Below are 17173 nucleotides of genomic sequence, written 5' to 3' on the forward strand. Positions count from 1 at the left end.
GTCTTTCCTCGCCCCCTGCGCCCGGTTATGGATAACTGCCATGCAGTTACCCACAGCCGGACACACCCCCACACCATTCTCACAGCGGCGGGCGAAAGAGAAAACGGTTAAACTGCGATCTCAAACACACCATTCCGCGTTTCAACAAACGTACCCTCCATAGATAAGTCGCGCCCATACGCTTCATAGTCAAAGTAGTATATCAGGTGGTCTGGTACGGAGATATAACCTTCCTCCACCATTTGACGCGCTACATCCGCCATATCTTCGCAGCCGGGGTAATAGATAATGTCGTCCTGATGGTCGCACAAATCCTCAATACTGCTGAAATAGCCTTGCAGTTCACGTAAATTATCCTGGATATACTCCGGCAAATCCTCCACCATTTCACACAGGCGGTTGACTTCCTCAATAGGCGTGTACTCGTCTATCTCAAAGGGCAGCTCGTAGTCGTGGATGGCGTATTCCTCGTAAAATTCGTTCAGGCCGATGCGCTCCGCCATTTCGTCATAGTCTATGGGCGGTTCAAACCAGTCGCCGACAAGCTCGCCCTCGTTGTATTTGCCGAGGTTCGCTACATATACCCGCATTTCTTCCATAATCCATTCTCACCTCCACCATGCAGGCATAAAAACGGCCGGTCTCACATTGAAACCAGCCGTTACATCAAACTCAAAAGCCCATGAGATAAGGGACAGACACACCGAAATACACTGCGAGCCTGTCCCATACTTCCTGATCTCTCGGTATACTGCTTCCATTTTCATAGTTTGTAAGCATACTCTGTGATACGCCTACCAGTACCGCAAGTCGTTTTACTGTGATACCACGCGCCCTGCGCAGCATCTTGATACGGTTTTGACGATAGCGCACATCCACACCCCATTCCTTATGCGCCGATGATCTGATTGAACAGCGTGAGCAGAACGTCTTTCACGCCTGCCGCATTGAATACAAGGCCGACCGCGATCAGCGACACGACCAGAAAACCAATGAGCTTGGAAAACTCGCGCTTAAAGCCGAGATAAATACCAATCACCACGATCGCCATAAGCACAAGAGACTGGGCGTTCGTAAGAAACCAGTTGTAAAGGTTGACGCCGAAATTCATAGGCTAATATTCCTCCATTCCGCTTGTAATTAAACTTTTGCTTGCATTTTATTCTGTAATTACAACATCCCCGATTTCCTGAAGCTGCTGTTCAATGATCTTGCGGTGCTTATCTGCCAGCTCGGTTGCCGCAAGCATTTCTTCCATGATATTTGTCCCGCATTTGCGGTCTAACTCCAGCAGCATCTTCCACGACGGCGCGACCTGATGGGACAGCCAGTTCAGCGTTTTTTCAAGGCTGTACGGCTCAGGGTCAGTCGTCAGTTTGAGCCGGTCACGATGTTCCCCAATAAACACCGACCACATATGATTCAGCGGCCAATCTTCGGGCGGCTTACGGCTATCCCTATCCACGAACCGGACATACCGGTTGATGATGCCGAATGCAGTATCTTCGGGGCTTTCGTTAGACACCAGATCATAAACCGCATAGAAAGCACGGTCGTTTTTGAGCCGGATTTCAAACCGGTTTTTGACTTCCGCATCTTCAACGGGGATTCCTTTTTTCACAAGCTGTTCATATGCCTTTTCGTAAATGCAGAAATACAAGTCAGACTGCATCGAGCCGATATACAGCGTCGCACCCATGCTTTCCTTGTTTTCCTCCCGCAGATGTGCAAGCCCGCCCGTGCGGTACGCCTTGAAACTGCGGAATACCGAGATACATTCCCCGCGGTCGCATTTATCACACAGATAGGGGATATCCAAAATCCCCGCCCGATCATTGATTGCAAGGTCTATCCGCTTGAAAACCGCTTTTTCATCGAGAAACATCCGGAACAATTCAATCCAGCTTCTTTTCTGTCCATCCAGATAGGCTTCAAATTGGCGGCAGCCCTTGCCTTTAAGCTCAAGCAGCACACCTTTTTCCTCCATCGGTGAAGTCATGACCGCAATATCGCCCAGCACATACATACTGGAATAGGAATAAAGCCCGTGATCTTCCTGCGCCATATAGTTCATTTTGAGCCGCAGCACATCTTCAATAATATGCCTTGCGTCCATCGTAGGGAAGCGCACCCGCACATAGTCGATCATCAGGTTAAGCGGGTCTGGGTACAGGGTCTTGAGCGCCGCGGCGAGCCTTTTCCTTGTCTTGTCTGTCACCGGCAGCTTTCCGGTTTCCAGACGGCACAGGTATTCACGCGAAATACCTGCAACAGCGGCAACCGCCTTGCGCGAAATACCGTTGCGTTCCCGTTCTTCACGGAAATGCCAAATCCATTCGTTGTTTTCCATGAGATGGTCTCCTTTCTGCGTCATGTGACATTGACGCCCGTTTTTGACATAACCCTTAAAAGCCCAAAATCCAGACGGCATCAGGGTTTCTACTTTGTAAAGCGGCTGGCCATTGGCGATTTGTACCCCCCTGTTAGATACAGGGGGTTCAGGCACGCGGGCGCGGCTTCGCCGCGCCCGCCATCCGCCCTTGCCGCGCTGGCGGCTTTCGCGCTGCACACCGCGCGCGGCAGGGCGGGGCGTGCAGACAGAAATGCTATACATGGTATGTCACTTGCAGGAGTATGCCGGAAAAGGAAAGTTCGACATGCTCATCCGCTGGACGGTAACTGTCCTGCATACAGAACTCCCACACTGCCGCATCCTCAAACCCCAGCCAGACCATTTCGGAAACTTTTTTCTGCTCCGGATTATCCCGCATCTTCGCTTCAAGGAAACGCACAGCAGCGTCAATACTGCTTTCGACCTTCTGCATCCGTCCGTCTGCTTCCCGCATGACCTGATTAAATTCCGGTACGGTGAGATCAGATGCCGAACCTCCTACGAACTGCAATTCATCCAGCTCGTTTACATGAAACCATGTTGCTATCTTGTCCTCATTGTATGGAAACAGCACCATTCCCGTAATATTTTCGTCCCTATCCTTTGTTGTAACGAAGCGTTCTACTTTGTCATTCACTGCAAATCCTCCATTATATCCCTATCTGAACACACTTGCTTTAGTCCAGCCGCCAGTGTGCCGATCTCCCTTAGGAAGTCATACCCTTTGGGTACGACCGGCGTATAAAACTCGGTAATGACACCCTTACCGGTATCTGCATAGCCGCACCCCTTGACGTTCTTGAAGAAAAACTCTTTCTTCACTTCACCGAACATCATGCTGTATCCCAGCTCGGACATACGCCCCAGCGCGACACGGAAGTTAAACTGGTCACGGATACCGTCACCGAGATACTTTGCATCCGGGCGCTGGCAGGCGAGGATCAGGAAGAATCCCACCTGCCGTCCCAGCATGACAATCTGCTTGAGCTTGTTTAATACGTCCTCACGTTCGCGCGTGTTCAGCATTTCCATGAACGCGACGTATTCGTCGAATATCAAAAAGTGCGGTTCCAAGCTGAGATAGGCGTAGTTCTCGCCGGTCTTATAGCCCTGCATGGATTTCATGCTTTCGCTTCGCTGCATCATCCTGTCGCAAAACCGGCTGACACCGGCAGCAATATCCTCCTTGCGGTAATACACCTCCGGCATCACAGTAGACAGGTCTGCCAGATCAGCATTTTTCGGGTCTAAAATATGCAGCACAGCATCGGTCTGTAAAAGCGCCTGGATGATCGTCAGGATGAAATACGTCTTGCCGCCGCCCGTACCGCCTGCGATCAGCATGTGCGGGAGCGTGTCATACTCCCACCAGACGTTCTTCATCAGCCGTAGACGCCCGCCCTCGGCTTTCGCTTCGGCAATCGGGATACGGTTTGCCACCATGTCATAAAGCAGGGTATATTCCACATACCCGTCCCGCAGCTCGCGGCTGACCAGCTCGCAGTACAGGCCGCTTTCCAGCTTGGTTTCCAGATGAAGCAGCGGTTCCTGATATTTCCCCATCGTGATTTCCACTTGAAAATGCAAAAGCCCGTTTTCCATGCGGTAATACATCCGTGGAAAACGGGCTATCTTCGTTTTTGTATCCGGACTGGGTAAATCCTTGAAAAAGCCGTCCTGCTTTGTCCGTTCGGCCTGCTCGTACCACTGATTTTCGAGCACCATGCGCGCCAGCTTTTGACGGTGCATGAGCTGCCGCACGACATCCGGGAATAGACGGTACAGCAGGACAAGCACTGTCCCAGCAACCGCCGCCGACACAATACTACTGAGCAGCAGATACGGCATATGCCAACCAAAGCCGCCGACGCCCAGCATGAACAGCCTGCGCCAGTCTGTTTGCAGGATGGTTTTCAAGTTGAGTAAAGCGAAAGCCGCAAGGAACACCGGAAGCACCACACAACAGGCAGACCGGAACACCAAATCCCTATCTGCCGGACGGATACGCTTGCCGCGATACCGGAAAAGCTTCATATCACTTACGCTTTCTTCTCCGGCGGGTTGTCCTTGCGCGGCTGGGCGGGCTGCCCGCTGTTCGGCGCAGAAGCCGGTTCGGGCTTGACCAATACGATATCCTCCGCCTTGATATACCAGTCTACATCTGCGTTGTCGCCGAACGTCGCGTGCGCCACAGCGCCGAATTTCGCGCCCACGAGGTCTACCACCGCATTATACGGATAGTCCCGGACCGGGACGCTGGCCGGGATACTCACCTGGATCATGCGGCCCTGCGTTTTGCTTTTCAGATCGTAGGTACGTTCTTTTACCACATCCGACCGCGTACCGTCCTCATTCTGCACATAGACCTCACGGCGCATGGAAGAAAAGCGCAGCTCACCCAGCGTAGGGACATGTCTCCCTGTAAATCCATTTCCGAATCTTGCCATAAACAATACCCGTCCTTTCTTCCTTACGCCTTGATGATATCATCCGCGTGGATAATAAAATCTATATAACCATTCCCGTTGATCGCGTAACCTTCCGCCGTCACCCACGGGTTGACAAGCTGCACCGGCTCCATATAGTCAAAATGTTTTTCGCCCGCCTGCGCCGGGATCACGACTTCGATATCGTCCGCACGCTGTACATCCGAAAACAGCTTGTACCGCCGCTGGACAACAACTTCCTGCCGCCCGACACGCTTTTTATCTTCACGGCTGGCCTGTTCCGGCCCGCCAAATTCCAGATTGCCAAGGTCTTTTTCCTTGTCCGGGACTACAAACAGTAAATTCATAATGTTACCTCCAAACTGCTGTTATGGTTTATTCTGTCATTACTTCTGCGATACCCGCCATGATATACTCCGCGCAGGGCAGGGCGATCGCGTTGCCGAGCGCAAAGCAGCGGGCATGGTTGCTGATGGGTTCATCCTTGCAGCCGTATGCCGTCCAGCCCTCGGGCAGGCCCATGAGCCGTTCACATTCCAAGGGCGTAAGGTCACGGATAAAACCGTCCTGCTCTTTTCCCTCATACCAGAATGCGAAGGGCTGACCTACACTGGCAAGCAAAGTTGGGAAGGGTTCGCCGTTTCTGCCGAAACACGTGCGGAAACCTTTTTGATCGCCCTGCTTTGCCATTGACCGCATCCGCCGGAGCTGGAAGGGACGCACGACGGGTACCTGCCGCCCTGCTTGAGCAGCAGGTATTCGATCTCCGCGGGCGGCGGGCAGCCTGCTTTCGCCGCAAGGCGCAGGATACGGGAGCATACTGCGGGGCTTAAATAATACTTCTGCGGCACGTTCTCCTGCAAAATCCGCCACGACGAACACCCGCCGCCTACGCTGCGAAAGAGCGGGTTCTCCCCAATACTGGGCGTCCATGAGCCGCCAAGCGGTATCAGCCCGTCCCCCTCGCACCATTCCGGCGTGCGCCCAGATACCACTATCAGGCATTGGAATCTCGGTACCTGTGAATGCGTGGAGCACGGCTGCAAAATCCAGCCGGTCATTTGACACAAAAGCTCCCGCGACGTTCTCCCAGACAGCGAAAGCTGGATACCGGTTATCTGTTGCATTCCTCATTTCCTCAATAATACGCATGGCCTGATAGAACAGGCCGGATTTACTGCCTGCCAGACCGGTACGGTTGCCGATCTGCGACAGATTTTGGCACGGCGAGCCGAACGTGACCACATCCACGGGCGGTATTTTGCCGCCGTCTATCTGCGTAATATCGCCCAGATGCAGCATTTCAGGGAAATGCCGCTTGGTGATGGATACCGGCGCTCTGGCGATCTCGCTGGCCCACACGGGGACAATGCCACAGCGGGACGCGGCGAGAGGGAACACGCCGATGCCGTCAAAGAGACTGCCGAGTTTAAGTGCGGACACGGCCGGACCTCTTGCGCCCCCGCGCCCGCACGCCGTCCATGCTGTTCCACTTTGGGGATTTCCCACGGATGCGGGAGAAGCAGTCACAGCGTTCGTCCGGGTCCAAATTCGCCCCGCAGTAGGGGCAGGTGTGATAGTACATAAGCTGTCCTCCTTTTGATGGTTGGTTGATGGCCTGCACAGATCCCGGCGGCGGGCGGGCATGGTGAGTGACGATCTCAGGGCATAAAAATAACCGCCCGGACAGGGCGGTTCGGTGGATTGTTCGGTTGTTCATAAACTTATTCTTTCTACATAATATTTTTGTCACACATGATTCACCTTGACAAAAAAGGCAATCTAAGATATCCTTTTATTAGAAAAAGCAGAATACAGAATTTTAACATAATTTCTAACATCAAAAGATATTTCAAAGGAGATTTGCTACATGGGTATGATTATTGAGTTTAATTGGTTTATGGTTGTCGCTAATGAAAATAAAATACTTGAAGAGCAAGAAAACCTATTCTATACAATAAAGAGTGAAAAACGCATTTATCCAATAGGTTTCCAAATTCCATTAATCGTTAAAGAACAGGGTTGCATCGGCATGATAAAAGTTTTAAAAACTGTTATTAATGAAAAAGAAACAAGGATTTATTTCAATAAAACTGAGTCTTTTGATATGAAGAGTGCAGTAGCCACTCATTACTATGAAAGATATTTAGATTTCAAAAAACGTGAGAAAGAAATAAATCCTTGATTCATATCACCATAATTATTATATCTGTGGCACCCTAATCTAAGTTTTTATGGTATATCATTGAGCTATGATATAAATTCCATAAAATTGAAGATCGGGGTGTCGTATTTTTAGATATGATGATGGAGGTCATTATGCTAGGAATGCGAGGATTTTATATCACTAAGGCCGAATATGATTCAATACGAAAAAATCTGGTATCTAACAACAATCAACTGATAAAAATTGCATTACAGAATCTTATTACTAAGTTAGAATATGGTCAACGTATGAATAATGTCTGTTCAAAAGATTTATGTGCAGTACTATATGATGTTGTTCAGAACGATGATTATAAAATCAGGAAATGGGCATATCACCTCATTGTTTACAAACAAAATCGTGCATTGGTAAATCGTTGCATTCATAACTTGAAATCTGGATTCGAAAAAGATGCAGAAAATATTAGTTGGATATTGGCGATTGTGTCAAGATCTTATAACTCGGATATGCTTCACGAGTTATATAAAAAATGTCCAGATACAAAAATATCACAGCAAACATATACTTTATGCTCTACCTTGTTTTCTTCAAATTCAAATATGCTTAACGCTCAAGAAATCAATCATATTGTTGATGGGGAAGATTTTCTGTCTAAAATGTGGTTAACCAAAGTTTTTGGCTGTAATTATAATCGACAAAAAAAGAGAGATTATTCGAATTTGATCAACGCTAACGTGATGAATTCTTTGTTGCAAGATACCAGCATTCAAAGATATGCTTTATGGGCCTTTTCTACTTTAGAAAAAGTCAATGTAAAAGTAATTGAAATCAATCCATATGATGCAAAAAAATTACCATCTAAAAGTCTAGCATGGTACTATACAGGATTATTTAAAGATGAAAATTATATTCAAGAAAATGTGGATCATATTATAAATATTCTTGAAGACTTTCTGATTTACCCTCAAGTTGTGCAAATGGGTATATTAAGAGGCATTTGTAGTGCACATTATCCATTAGGGGAAATGTTATATCCAATAGCAAGTGCATTTTTAGAATTAGATGAGAACGATGATAAACAGTTACCCTTGGTGATACTATTTATTCAAATTCTAATTGATCATGAAAAAGAAAGCGGGGAAATCACCAAAATATTGAAAGATTATAGCGATTCAACAACTTGTGATGAATTGAGAAGATTATTATGGTATCGTGAAGGGATAATCACGGAGGAATCTAATATGGGAATAGTTATCAACGGGAATGTTGGAAATATTCAAAATAATGAAGGAATATCAATGGCAAACCAAAATAATATTTTATTTTATACAGAATCCGATTCGACATTAAATCCGCAGTCTATTCAGCAAGATGTAAATCAAATAAAAGAAAAAGTCGTTGCCGGTGAATTTGATGGATATTTTGAAGGCGAAAACGATGAGTTAGAGGCGCTTTTTGAAAAAGTGCAATATGGATTTAATTCGGCAAAACGTAGCAACGTAGTTAAGGAAAAAGAGGTTCTGGAACTACTATCTAAAGTAGAAGTCGATTTAAGAGAATTGGCACATGAAAGTAAAACGGACAAGAAAAAATCACGATTCTCTGATATGCTATCAAAGGTTTCACAAATTTGCTCGATATCCGTCAACGCACCAAAGCTGTGGCCCTTGTTAAAAGATGCAGTGGATTTTATCAAACAGTTTTTGCATATTTTGGAAATTTAATCAATTTTTACACAGGGAGACTAGAGCCTTAAATCTTTATTTTAATGCAAACTCGCCCATCCCCATCTTAGATATACGGACGAGATCATCTAAAAAATGACATCAATTTCGTTAAAATAGTGTCATTTCATGTTAGCTGCTGCTGCCACCTGGATTTTGACACCACAAATGACACCAGAGATTTCGGCTACTATAATTTTGAAACGGCCTGAAACGGTGCTTTTCGTAGATCCTTTACACTGCATTATTGAAACTTCTGATTTCAAAATTACAGACTGTAAGCATTTTAAAGGGGAAATGCTATACTTTTGTTCTACCTTTGAACTTTTCGTATAATTGAAGGGAAACTGCTTTTGAAAAACTGCGGTTTTCCACCCTCTTGTGAATCTCCCCTTTTCCCTTAGAGGGCACGGCGGTAACGGTAGAGAGGAGACCGCTGCGAAAAAAAGAGTACGGCAGAGGATTTTTCGTTCCGCGTTGTATCCGCCTATTCGTAGTGTCGGATACCGTACTGCTACATCCAATTTGGGTCTACGCAGGCGCGGCATAACAGTGCCGCGCAACACGATTACGGGTGCATATCGCCTATATCCGTAGGATTTGGATAATCTGCACAGGCAAAAAATTTGCGCGGCACGGGTATGCCGCGCCTGCGTGGAGTAAGCCGCCTGTGTAGCAGTACGGTATCTGGCGCTGCGAATAGGTAGAGGAATGGACGCGCAATGCGCGCCCCTACGGAACGGTAACCCGACTGCCGTACTCCTTTTCGGAGCGGTCTCTTCTCTACCATTACCGCCGTACTATCAAACAAAGGAAAGGTAGGAGTTCAAAGAGGAAGGGAAACCATGGGTGTCCCTTCCTTTTTGTCCCCGCGGCGGACGCCGCACGTTCCTCACCGCCGCAGCGGCGGAATACTCGCCCGGAAATGGCGAACCACCTTCGCAGTTCGGGCACACCGGAAAACCTGTGCCTGCGACCGGTGCAGCCCGGATAGGACGAACTGTCTGCGCGATAGGACGCTCCCTATCCATTCTCAATTTTGACACACCCCCTTCCCTATGCTATACTAAAGGTATGAAAACAATTTTGGAGTGATCGCATGGTACATCTTGGCAATGATTGGGACGAGATCCTTGCCGGTGAGTTTGAGCAGGATTATTACAAGCGCATTCGCTACTGGCTGAAAAAGGAATACGCCGAGCAGACCATCTATCCGGCGGCAGAGAACATCTTTAACGCTCTGCGGTACACGCCGTATTCCAAGGTCAAGGCCGTTATCCTCGGGCAGGACCCATATCACGGTCCCGGACAGGCGCACGGACTTTGCTTTTCGGTTCAGCCGGGTGTTCAGCCGCCTCCGAGCCTGCAGAACATCTTCAAGGAGCTGCAGAGTGATCTTGGCATTGCGCCTCCCAAGGACGGCACACTCACCAAGTGGGCGGAGCGCGGTGTGCTCATGCTGAACACGACTCTGACCGTGCGCCGCGGGCAGGCGAACAGCCATAAAAACCTCGGCTGGACGACCTTCACCGACCATATAATCGAAAAGCTGAACGAGCATGAGCAGCCGATCGTCTTTCTGCTCTGGGGCGGCAATGCCCGCAGCAAAAAGAAACTCATCACCGCACCGCAGCACCTTGTGCTCGAAAGCGTGCATCCCTCTCCTCTGTCGGCGTACAATGGCTTTTTCGGCTGCAAGCACTTCTCCAAATGCAATGCGTTTCTCGAAGCGCACGGCATCGACCCCATCGACTGGGATCTCAATCATTAAATCGTGAGCTTCCGCACCATTTTCCGGGTGCGGAAGTTTTTTTGACTTTTTTCAAAATCCCTATTGACAAACAGGAGTTTCGGTTGTATATTTAATTCATACAAAACACATATGAATAAAGTGAATTTAGGAGCGTGCTCTCAATGACGATCCGGCGAATGTGTCGATGTTGCATCGACTGAGTTTTCCCATCATTCCTTACTAACATCACATTCTAATTTTTCTTAATTTTGAAAGGCGGTTTATCCCATGTCTGATATTAAAAAGAGCTTCTCCGACCTGATCGGCAACACCCCGCTGTACGCGGCTGAAAAGTTTGCAGCTAAAGCTGGCGCTAATGCACAGGTTCTCGCAAAGCTGGAGTACTTTAATCCGGCCGGTTCCGTTAAGGATCGTATCGCAAACGCCATGATCAACGAGGCTGAGAAGTCCGGTGCGCTCAAGCCGGGCGCAACCATTATCGAGCCGACCTCCGGCAACACCGGTATCGGTCTGGCAGCAGTTGCAGCTTCCCGCGGCTACCGCATCATCCTCACCATGCCGGAAACCATGAGCGTTGAACGCCGCAACATGCTGAAGGCATACGGCGCTGAGCTGGTTCTGACCGAAGGCACGAAGGGCATGTCCGGTGCGATTGCAAAGGCAAACGAGCTGGCTAAGGAGACCCCGAACAGCTTCATCCCCGGTCAGTTCGTAAACCCGGCAAACCCGGCTGCACACTACGCAACCACCGGTCCCGAGATCTGGGAGCAGTCCGGTCACAAGGTTGACATCTTCGTTGCAGGCGTAGGCACCGGCGGCACCGTAACCGGCACCGGCAAGTACCTGAAGGATCAGGACCCGAATGTCAAGGTAGTAGCTGTTGAGCCGGATACCTCCCCGGTACTGTCCACCGGCAAGGGCGGCCCGCATAAGATTCAGGGTATCGGCGCCGGCTTCGTTCCGGATGTACTCGACACCAAGGTTTACGACGAAGTTATTCGTGTAGCAAACGAGGACGCATTTGAAACCTCTCGCCAGTTCGCTCACAGCGAGGGTCTGTTCGTAGGTATTTCCTCCGGTGCTGCTCTGTGGGCTGCTGTTGAGCTGTCCAAGCGTCCGGAGAACGCCGGCAAGGTTATCGTAGCTCTGCTGCCTGATACCGGCGACCGTTACCTGTCCACCCCGCTGGTTTCTGAGTAATTTTAATTCTCAAATCCTGCAATTCTCTCCAAAAATCCATTCATCTCCAAATGTATAAAAAAGACACCTCTGCATAGCGGAGGTGTCTTTTTAATTGAAATGGAGAATGAACGTAACGTTTCTCCAGTTTCTGCCCACGAATTTAACAACGAAAAACCACCCTGTGAAAGCAGGGTGGTTTCAGTCTGTCGATAAAGTCAATCTATCGTTTTTACCTTTCGTGCGGCAGCACGCATAAAATAGAATTTGCACAGCAAATTCATAATTCCCGGGGGCGTGTACCTCGGGAATTATACAAGGGACGAAAAATTGTGCCCGTGGGGCGCGGCTTTTCGTCAAGATTCGATTGAAAGCGTGGTTTCAATCGAGAGGCTGCTCGAAAAACGGAGTTTTTCGACAGCCTCAAACCACCCTGCTTTCGCAGGGTGGTTGCGTTATACCTTGGAATAATAAATCGCAGTAACCGCACCGTCCTCGATGGAGGGATAGCAATATCGGTAGGTACTGCCGGTGCTTGTCGGCGCATTCAGCTGATGGTACGGCTGGCTGACGTCGATAGCTACGCAATCTGCAGCCGCCGGGATGCTCACTGTACCCTCACCGTCTGCAAAGATGAACACGCCGTTCGTGTACGTTACCGTGCGGTCGATTGCGCGTTTGCCGCTCAGCGAAACATAGCTAACGCCGCCGACTCGTCGGAAATCCGTATACTCCATCAGACCGGTATACGTAACCGAAGGATCATAGTTCTCGATCACAACATCGCAGTAATTCTGCGTGCCGATACACAGATTGACCAGATCGCCGCGGCCCTGATACACCGCGCCGCTGCCCTGCACAGTCAAATGCGTTGCCCGATAGAGCATCACCGCCATCTCCGCACGCGTTACCTTGGAAAGCGGATTGATTTTCCCTTTCGAGCCGCCGATCACCTTAGCACCGACCAGTACGCTGACCGAAGGCTTCGCGTAATTGGAAATCCTGCTCGCATCCGAGAAGCTGCTCACCGAACCGGTTCCCAGTTTGAGCGCCGTGCGGTCAATCGTGCGTTTGAGGAACACCATTGCGTCCTGACGGGTCATGCTCTGCTGCGGCTGAAACGCACCGGTCTTGGTGCCCGCCGCTATGCCGAAGGCTTTCGCCGCGATAACCGCCTTGCTGTAATAGGCGCTGCTCGGCACATCGACAAATGAGCCGTTTGAATTGACCTGACCGTTGTCGAGCGCTTCACTCATGCCATAGGCGCGGTCGAGCATAACGATGAAGTCCGCTCGGGTAATGGCGTTCCCCGGATAAAACAGATGGGTTCCGCTGCCCTTGATTACGCCTGCAACGGCAAGCGTATCAACCTCGCGGGAAGCCCACGCGTATTCTCCTGCTGTATCATAAAAGTAAACCGAGTGTTCAGGAAGATACGCATACGTCTCCGTGGTGTTCGCGCTCAGTGCATAGGCTGCCGTGATCGCGCTTACGACCACCACAACCGCCAGCACCGCGACGGTTACCAGCTTTCGCGTTCTTTTCATAATATTCTCCTTGCCCAGTGGTTATGATAGATAGGGTATATTCCCCACCTATGTAAACTTGCTTCAAAATTATAGCACACCGTTCCCCACTTGACAAGTTAAAATATGACTAAATTTGTTGTAACCATTCTGTAATTTTAACCTTTTTATACAAGAAAAGCGCGATTTTCCAGCAAACCGCGCTTTCAAAGTCCATTTTTCGTCTATCACTGCTGTTCTGCGCGGTACCATCGCCAGCTCAGCACAGTCGGGATAATCGTTGCCGCCGCCGTTGGCGCAAGCACCAGCACAAACTTTGCAATCTCGTTCGGAACGAACGAACCTGCCGCACCAATAATACCCGCCGCAAACATCATGCGGCCTGCAGCACGATGCGTTTTCGCCCAGACAGTTTCGCTCGACAGCGTCCACGGCGTTTTGAGTCCGCAGTACCAGTTCATGCGAAACTTCGGCATAATGTTGCCGAGGCACATCACCAGCAGGCTGACGAGCAGACATACGACTGTCGGCACATCGACCGTACCCGGACGCAGTGCTTCCGCAATGCAGATGCCGCACATTGCGGTCAGGAACAGGTCGATCATGATCTGAAACCCGATATAGGCATCGGAAAATTTGTCGTAGTTCTTGCTTTTCGGGTCAAACCGCGGCAGAAAGTAAAACAGAACCGCAAACAGCGGTGCCATCCCGGCCACGATCCACAAATGCCATCTGGTTTCGTAATTCATATGGCCGGCAAGATCCCACTGCATAGGAATTTCCGCGGGCAGCCTGCTGTAAAACACCGCTGTCATTGCCGCCGGCAGCAGCGACAGCACCCACGCCGTCACCTGCAGTCTACTGATTTTTTTCATTCCTGCCATCTCCTTTCAAGGCGCTGATCCATTCGAGAATCTCATCCACGACCGACATATTCAACTCATAATAAATGTACTTGCCCTGCTTGTCATCCAGCACCAGACCCGCATCCCGCAGGACGGACAGGTGATGCGAAATGGTTGCGCCCGACACCTCGAAGTGCGCCGCAATATCGCCCGCCGCCATCGGTCCGCGCCGCAGCAGCGACAGAATTTCGCGCCGCACCGGATCGCTGAGTGCCTTAAAGCTCTGTTGAAACCCCATTACTGTCCTCTCTTTCGTGCGGTAAACCACGTTTTGCGCCCGCAGACCGGACAATCCAGCTGCCAGTCATTTCCCACATGCGTGCGGAAAACCAGCCGCTTCCACGGCAGATTCTGCTTTGTGCCGCAGGATTTACAAATTAAATCGCACCTTGCAAGCGCTTTTGCCTGCCAGATTACCAGTATTGCCGCTAAAATCAGCGCAATCGCGCAAATCAGAATGGTAATGTCCATTCCATTCACCGTCCTTCTCGCTATCCTGTTAATTAGATGGCCATCTAATTGTTTTCAGTATACCACAGCTTCTGCATTTGTCAATACATTTCGATAAATATCTAAATGATGCAAAAAGAAAAACCGCAAGTTAAACTTGCGGTTTCAATGTTCTATACCAGAACTTACGCCATGCCGTTGAGCTTGGTAGTCATCTTGCTCTTCTTGTTGGACGCATTGTTCTTGTGCAGGAGGTGCTTGGCAGCCGCCTGATCGACAGCCTTGACAGCGGTCGTGTAAGCAGCAGTTGCTTCAGCCTTATCGCCGCCAGCAATCGCAGCATCAAACTTCTTCAGAGTGGTCTTGAGCTCGCTCTTAGCCATCTGGTTGTTCAGCGCCTTTACGGAGTTAACCTTAACGCGCTTCTTTGCAGACTTAATATTGGGCATTCTGAAAACACCTCCTTCGTTTTCTATTCAACAGTGATATTATTCTATCATCTTCTCGCAAAAAAAGCAAGTGTTTTTTTCATTTTCTGCATAAAAAACTTTTCCTCGAAAAAAACTATCCTTATAAGGAGGGATTGTGCATGGCTTTCCGCACCGATCTGGCCGTTGAGGCGATTGAAAACCATAAGTCAGCCGCTGCCCTGCCGCATGTCCGGCAGTCCGACCGCATGCTTGAGGGCTTCGCCATACACGAAGTACGCATTCTCTCAGAGGATGCCGCCCGCGAGATCGGCAAGCCGCAGGGACGCTATCTCACACTTGAGCTGGATGCACTCATCCGCCGTGAGGAGGACGCGTTTCCGCGTGCCTGCAAGGCGCTCAGCACACTGTTGCGCGAGCTGCTGCCGCGTCCGAATGACGGTCCGGTGCTCATTGCCGGACTGGGCAACCGTATGATAACCCCTGATGCCATTGGTCCGCAGACCGCCGATCATGTCATTGCTACGCGGCATCTGGTCGCGCAGTCGCCCGCTATTTTCGCGGACTGGCGGCCCGTTTCCGCACTGGCTCCGGGTGTGCTCGGACAGACCGGCGTCGAGACCGGCGAGGTCATCTGCGGTGTGCTCGACCGTGTGCGCCCTGCCGCTGTCATCGCCGTGGATGCGCTTGCCGCCGGTCGGCTGTCGCGGCTGCTGCGTACGGTCCAGCTGGCAGATACCGGCATTACACCGGGGGCCGGCGTGGGAAACGCCCGCGCAGCGCTCAACGAGGAAACACTCGGCGTGCCGGTTATCGCCGTCGGTGTGCCGACCGTGGTGGACGGCGCAACGCTCGCACATGAGATCAGCAGTCAGCTTGGGCAGCCTGATTGTGAAGCGCTGGACGACCTTTCTCAGCCGGTGATGATCACCACACGCGACATTGACCGCGAGGTCGCTGACATCTCCCGCATGATCGGCTATGCGGTCAACATGGCGCTGCATCCGCACCTCAGCGTTGCCGATATCGACCTGTACCTCTCGTGACAGGTTTCGGGCATACTCGCACGCTGTACGGCGTATGATAGATAGCATGAAACAGCAAGGAGGATGGCGCAATGAAGCGGCGTAAACATCAGAAATTCCGATCGAGAGGCGGCATCCGCCTGCCTGCCGCCATCACCCTCTGTCTGGCGCTGTCGCTGCTGATTTTTTCCCGGGCAGGCGGCGAGCCGATCGCACAAAAAGCACTGACCGGTCTGGCTCGCAACAGCGGCTTTGTCACCCGCGCAATGGCGCTCGAGTTCGGCGTTTCGCCGGAGGATACCGCCGAGGTGTACACGCCGCGCACGGCTGCCGCAGCGCGGGATGAGCAGGCGGAAAATCCGCTTGCAGAGAGCACCTATGTGCCCTCGTCCGACACCGAGAACGACAATCCAGTGCTGTCGGCCGCTGACAAAGCTGCCACGGTCTCCATCAACAACGAGACCTCGTATGACGTGGATGCGGCAGACTGTCTCGCCGCAGACGAGCATTTTTCCGCTGATGGAGATGGGCCGCAGGTGCTTATCTATCACACACACAGCAGCGAAAGCTACACGCCGGATGCCGCTTTTCCGTATACACCGACCGAGACCGAGCGCACGACCGATACCAATTATAATGTAGTGCGCGTCGGTGACGAGCTGCAGAAGGTGCTCGAGAACAACGGCATTGAGGCCGTACATATCCGCGAAATTTTCGATTCGCCCGTGTACACCGGTGCGTATGACCGCTCACTTGCCGTGGTTGAGGACACGCTGGAAAAATATCCATCCATCACAACCGTCATTGATGTGCACCGCGACTCGATCCTGACCGATGACGGCCGTGCCTACAAGACCTCCTGCACGATAAACGGCGAGGAAACCGCACAGCTTATGCTTGTAGTCGGCACAGATGACGGCGGCCTGTATCACCCGGACTGGCAGGAGAACCTGAATCGTGCAGCATCGCTGCAGTACCGGCTCAACCGCACCTATCCGACGCTCATGCGTCCGCTTAATCTGCGGACCCAGCGGTTTAATCAGCATGCAACGCACAGCGCGTTTCTGGTGGAGGTAGGTTCGTCGGGCAATACGATGACAGAAGCGCTGAAAGGAATCCGATTATTTGGCGAGGTTCTTTCGGCCGAATTAACCGCTTGACCGCAGGGCGGGATGAC

General features: G+C 50.7%; 21 protein-coding genes. 6 read left to right on the forward strand and 15 right to left on the reverse strand.

Features of this window, described 5'->3' with window-relative positions; translation table 11 throughout:
- Positions 1-107: 107 nt before the first annotated feature.
- The 10 genes from PGS25_RS01015 to PGS25_RS01055 all read right to left on the reverse strand — a co-directional run bounded on the left by PGS25_RS01015 (position 108) and on the right by PGS25_RS01055 (position 6424).
- Positions 108-602, reverse strand: coding sequence for an antirestriction protein ArdA (locus tag PGS25_RS01015; RefSeq protein ID WP_442861144.1), 495 nt, complete (start codon positions 600-602; stop codon positions 108-110).
- 70 nt (positions 603-672) lie between these two features.
- Complete coding sequence (locus PGS25_RS15695) at positions 673-846, reverse strand: helix-turn-helix domain-containing protein (RefSeq protein ID WP_382737162.1); 174 nt, start codon at positions 844-846, stop codon at positions 673-675.
- A gap of 43 nt (positions 847-889) precedes the next feature.
- On the reverse strand, positions 890-1111 hold the full coding sequence (locus PGS25_RS01020; protein WP_110436175.1) for a hypothetical protein: 222 nt from the start codon (positions 1109-1111) through the stop codon (positions 890-892).
- 48 nt (positions 1112-1159) lie between these two features.
- Positions 1160-2350 carry an XRE family transcriptional regulator gene (locus PGS25_RS01025; RefSeq protein WP_117492378.1) on the reverse strand — a complete coding sequence of 397 codons (1191 nt, stop codon included), beginning with the start codon at positions 2348-2350 and terminating at the stop codon, positions 1160-1162.
- 256 nt (positions 2351-2606) lie between these two features.
- The gene (locus PGS25_RS01030; RefSeq protein ID WP_117492380.1) at positions 2607-3029 is read right to left on the reverse strand and encodes a hypothetical protein; all 423 of its coding nucleotides are present in this window, start codon (positions 3027-3029) and stop codon (positions 2607-2609) included.
- The gene (locus PGS25_RS01035; RefSeq protein WP_117492382.1) at positions 3026-4426 is read right to left on the reverse strand and encodes an FtsK/SpoIIIE domain-containing protein; all 1401 of its coding nucleotides are present in this window, start codon (positions 4424-4426) and stop codon (positions 3026-3028) included. The genes PGS25_RS01030 and PGS25_RS01035 overlap by 4 nt, the downstream gene beginning before the upstream one ends.
- A gap of 5 nt (positions 4427-4431) precedes the next feature.
- Complete coding sequence (locus tag PGS25_RS01040) at positions 4432-4839, reverse strand: YdcP family protein (protein ID WP_117492384.1); 408 nt, start codon at positions 4837-4839, stop codon at positions 4432-4434.
- 23 nt (positions 4840-4862) lie between these two features.
- Positions 4863-5186 (reverse strand): YdcP family protein, encoded by a 324-nt coding sequence (locus tag PGS25_RS01045; RefSeq protein ID WP_117492386.1) that lies wholly within the window; start codon positions 5184-5186, stop codon positions 4863-4865.
- A gap of 28 nt (positions 5187-5214) precedes the next feature.
- Positions 5215-6282 (reverse strand): DNA cytosine methyltransferase, encoded by a 1068-nt coding sequence (locus PGS25_RS01050; protein WP_117492388.1) that lies wholly within the window; start codon positions 6280-6282, stop codon positions 5215-5217.
- Entirely contained in the window at positions 6269-6424 is a 156-nt protein-coding gene (locus tag PGS25_RS01055) for a hypothetical protein (RefSeq protein WP_158557260.1), read from the reverse strand. Before PGS25_RS01055 ends, PGS25_RS01050 begins: the two co-directional genes overlap by 14 nt.
- A 285-nt stretch (positions 6425-6709) precedes the next feature.
- Here PGS25_RS01055 and PGS25_RS01060 point away from each other — a divergent pair, with 285 nt between their 5' ends.
- From PGS25_RS01060 to cysK, 4 genes are all read left to right on the forward strand, one after another.
- Positions 6710-7024: a DUF2584 family protein gene (locus PGS25_RS01060; protein WP_117492390.1), complete on the forward strand. Its 315-nt coding sequence runs from the start codon at positions 6710-6712 to the stop codon at positions 7022-7024.
- Positions 7025-7158: 134 nt separating this feature from the next.
- Positions 7159-8730, forward strand: coding sequence for a hypothetical protein (locus tag PGS25_RS01065; protein WP_117492392.1), 1572 nt, complete (start codon positions 7159-7161; stop codon positions 8728-8730).
- 1099 nt (positions 8731-9829) lie between these two features.
- A complete protein-coding gene (ung, locus tag PGS25_RS01070) occupies positions 9830-10501 on the forward strand; it encodes a uracil-DNA glycosylase (protein ID WP_270417381.1) in 672 nt (223 codons plus the stop codon).
- Positions 10502-10750: 249 nt separating this feature from the next.
- The gene (cysK, locus tag PGS25_RS01075) at positions 10751-11683 is read left to right on the forward strand and encodes a cysteine synthase A (protein WP_110436951.1); all 933 of its coding nucleotides are present in this window, start codon (positions 10751-10753) and stop codon (positions 11681-11683) included.
- Between the two features lie 434 nt (positions 11684-12117).
- On the opposite strand, the gene PGS25_RS01080 is transcribed toward cysK, so the two are convergent.
- The 5 genes from PGS25_RS01080 to rpsT all read right to left on the reverse strand — a co-directional run bounded on the left by PGS25_RS01080 (position 12118) and on the right by rpsT (position 14992).
- Complete coding sequence (locus PGS25_RS01080) at positions 12118-13209, reverse strand: S-layer homology domain-containing protein (protein ID WP_270417382.1); 1092 nt, start codon at positions 13207-13209, stop codon at positions 12118-12120.
- Between the two features lie 206 nt (positions 13210-13415).
- Positions 13416-14063 carry an SdpI family protein gene (locus PGS25_RS01085; RefSeq protein WP_270417383.1) on the reverse strand — a complete coding sequence of 216 codons (648 nt, stop codon included), beginning with the start codon at positions 14061-14063 and terminating at the stop codon, positions 13416-13418.
- Positions 14047-14331, reverse strand: a complete 285-nt coding sequence (locus PGS25_RS01090; RefSeq protein WP_118358725.1) for an autorepressor SdpR family transcription factor — start codon at positions 14329-14331, stop codon at positions 14047-14049. Before PGS25_RS01090 ends, PGS25_RS01085 begins: the two co-directional genes overlap by 17 nt.
- Positions 14331-14564 (reverse strand): hypothetical protein, encoded by a 234-nt coding sequence (locus PGS25_RS01095; protein ID WP_117490282.1) that lies wholly within the window; start codon positions 14562-14564, stop codon positions 14331-14333. Before PGS25_RS01095 ends, PGS25_RS01090 begins: the two co-directional genes overlap by 1 nt.
- A gap of 164 nt (positions 14565-14728) precedes the next feature.
- On the reverse strand, positions 14729-14992 hold the full coding sequence (gene rpsT / locus PGS25_RS01100) for a 30S ribosomal protein S20 (protein ID WP_110436956.1): 264 nt from the start codon (positions 14990-14992) through the stop codon (positions 14729-14731).
- A 140-nt stretch (positions 14993-15132) separates the two neighbouring features.
- Here rpsT and gpr point away from each other — a divergent pair, with 140 nt between their 5' ends.
- On the forward strand, positions 15133-16017 hold the full coding sequence (gene gpr / locus PGS25_RS01105) for a GPR endopeptidase (RefSeq protein WP_270417384.1): 885 nt from the start codon (positions 15133-15135) through the stop codon (positions 16015-16017).
- Between the two features lie 71 nt (positions 16018-16088).
- Positions 16089-17156 (forward strand): stage II sporulation protein P, encoded by a 1068-nt coding sequence (spoIIP, locus tag PGS25_RS01110; RefSeq protein ID WP_270417385.1) that lies wholly within the window; start codon positions 16089-16091, stop codon positions 17154-17156.
- The last annotated feature ends 17 nt before the right edge of the window (positions 17157-17173 follow it).

Origin of the sequence: Butyricicoccus sp. AM78-15b2TA (assembly GCF_027665985.1) — a bacterium.
Classification (GTDB): domain Bacteria; phylum Bacillota; class Clostridia; order Oscillospirales; family Butyricicoccaceae; genus Agathobaculum; species Agathobaculum butyriciproducens.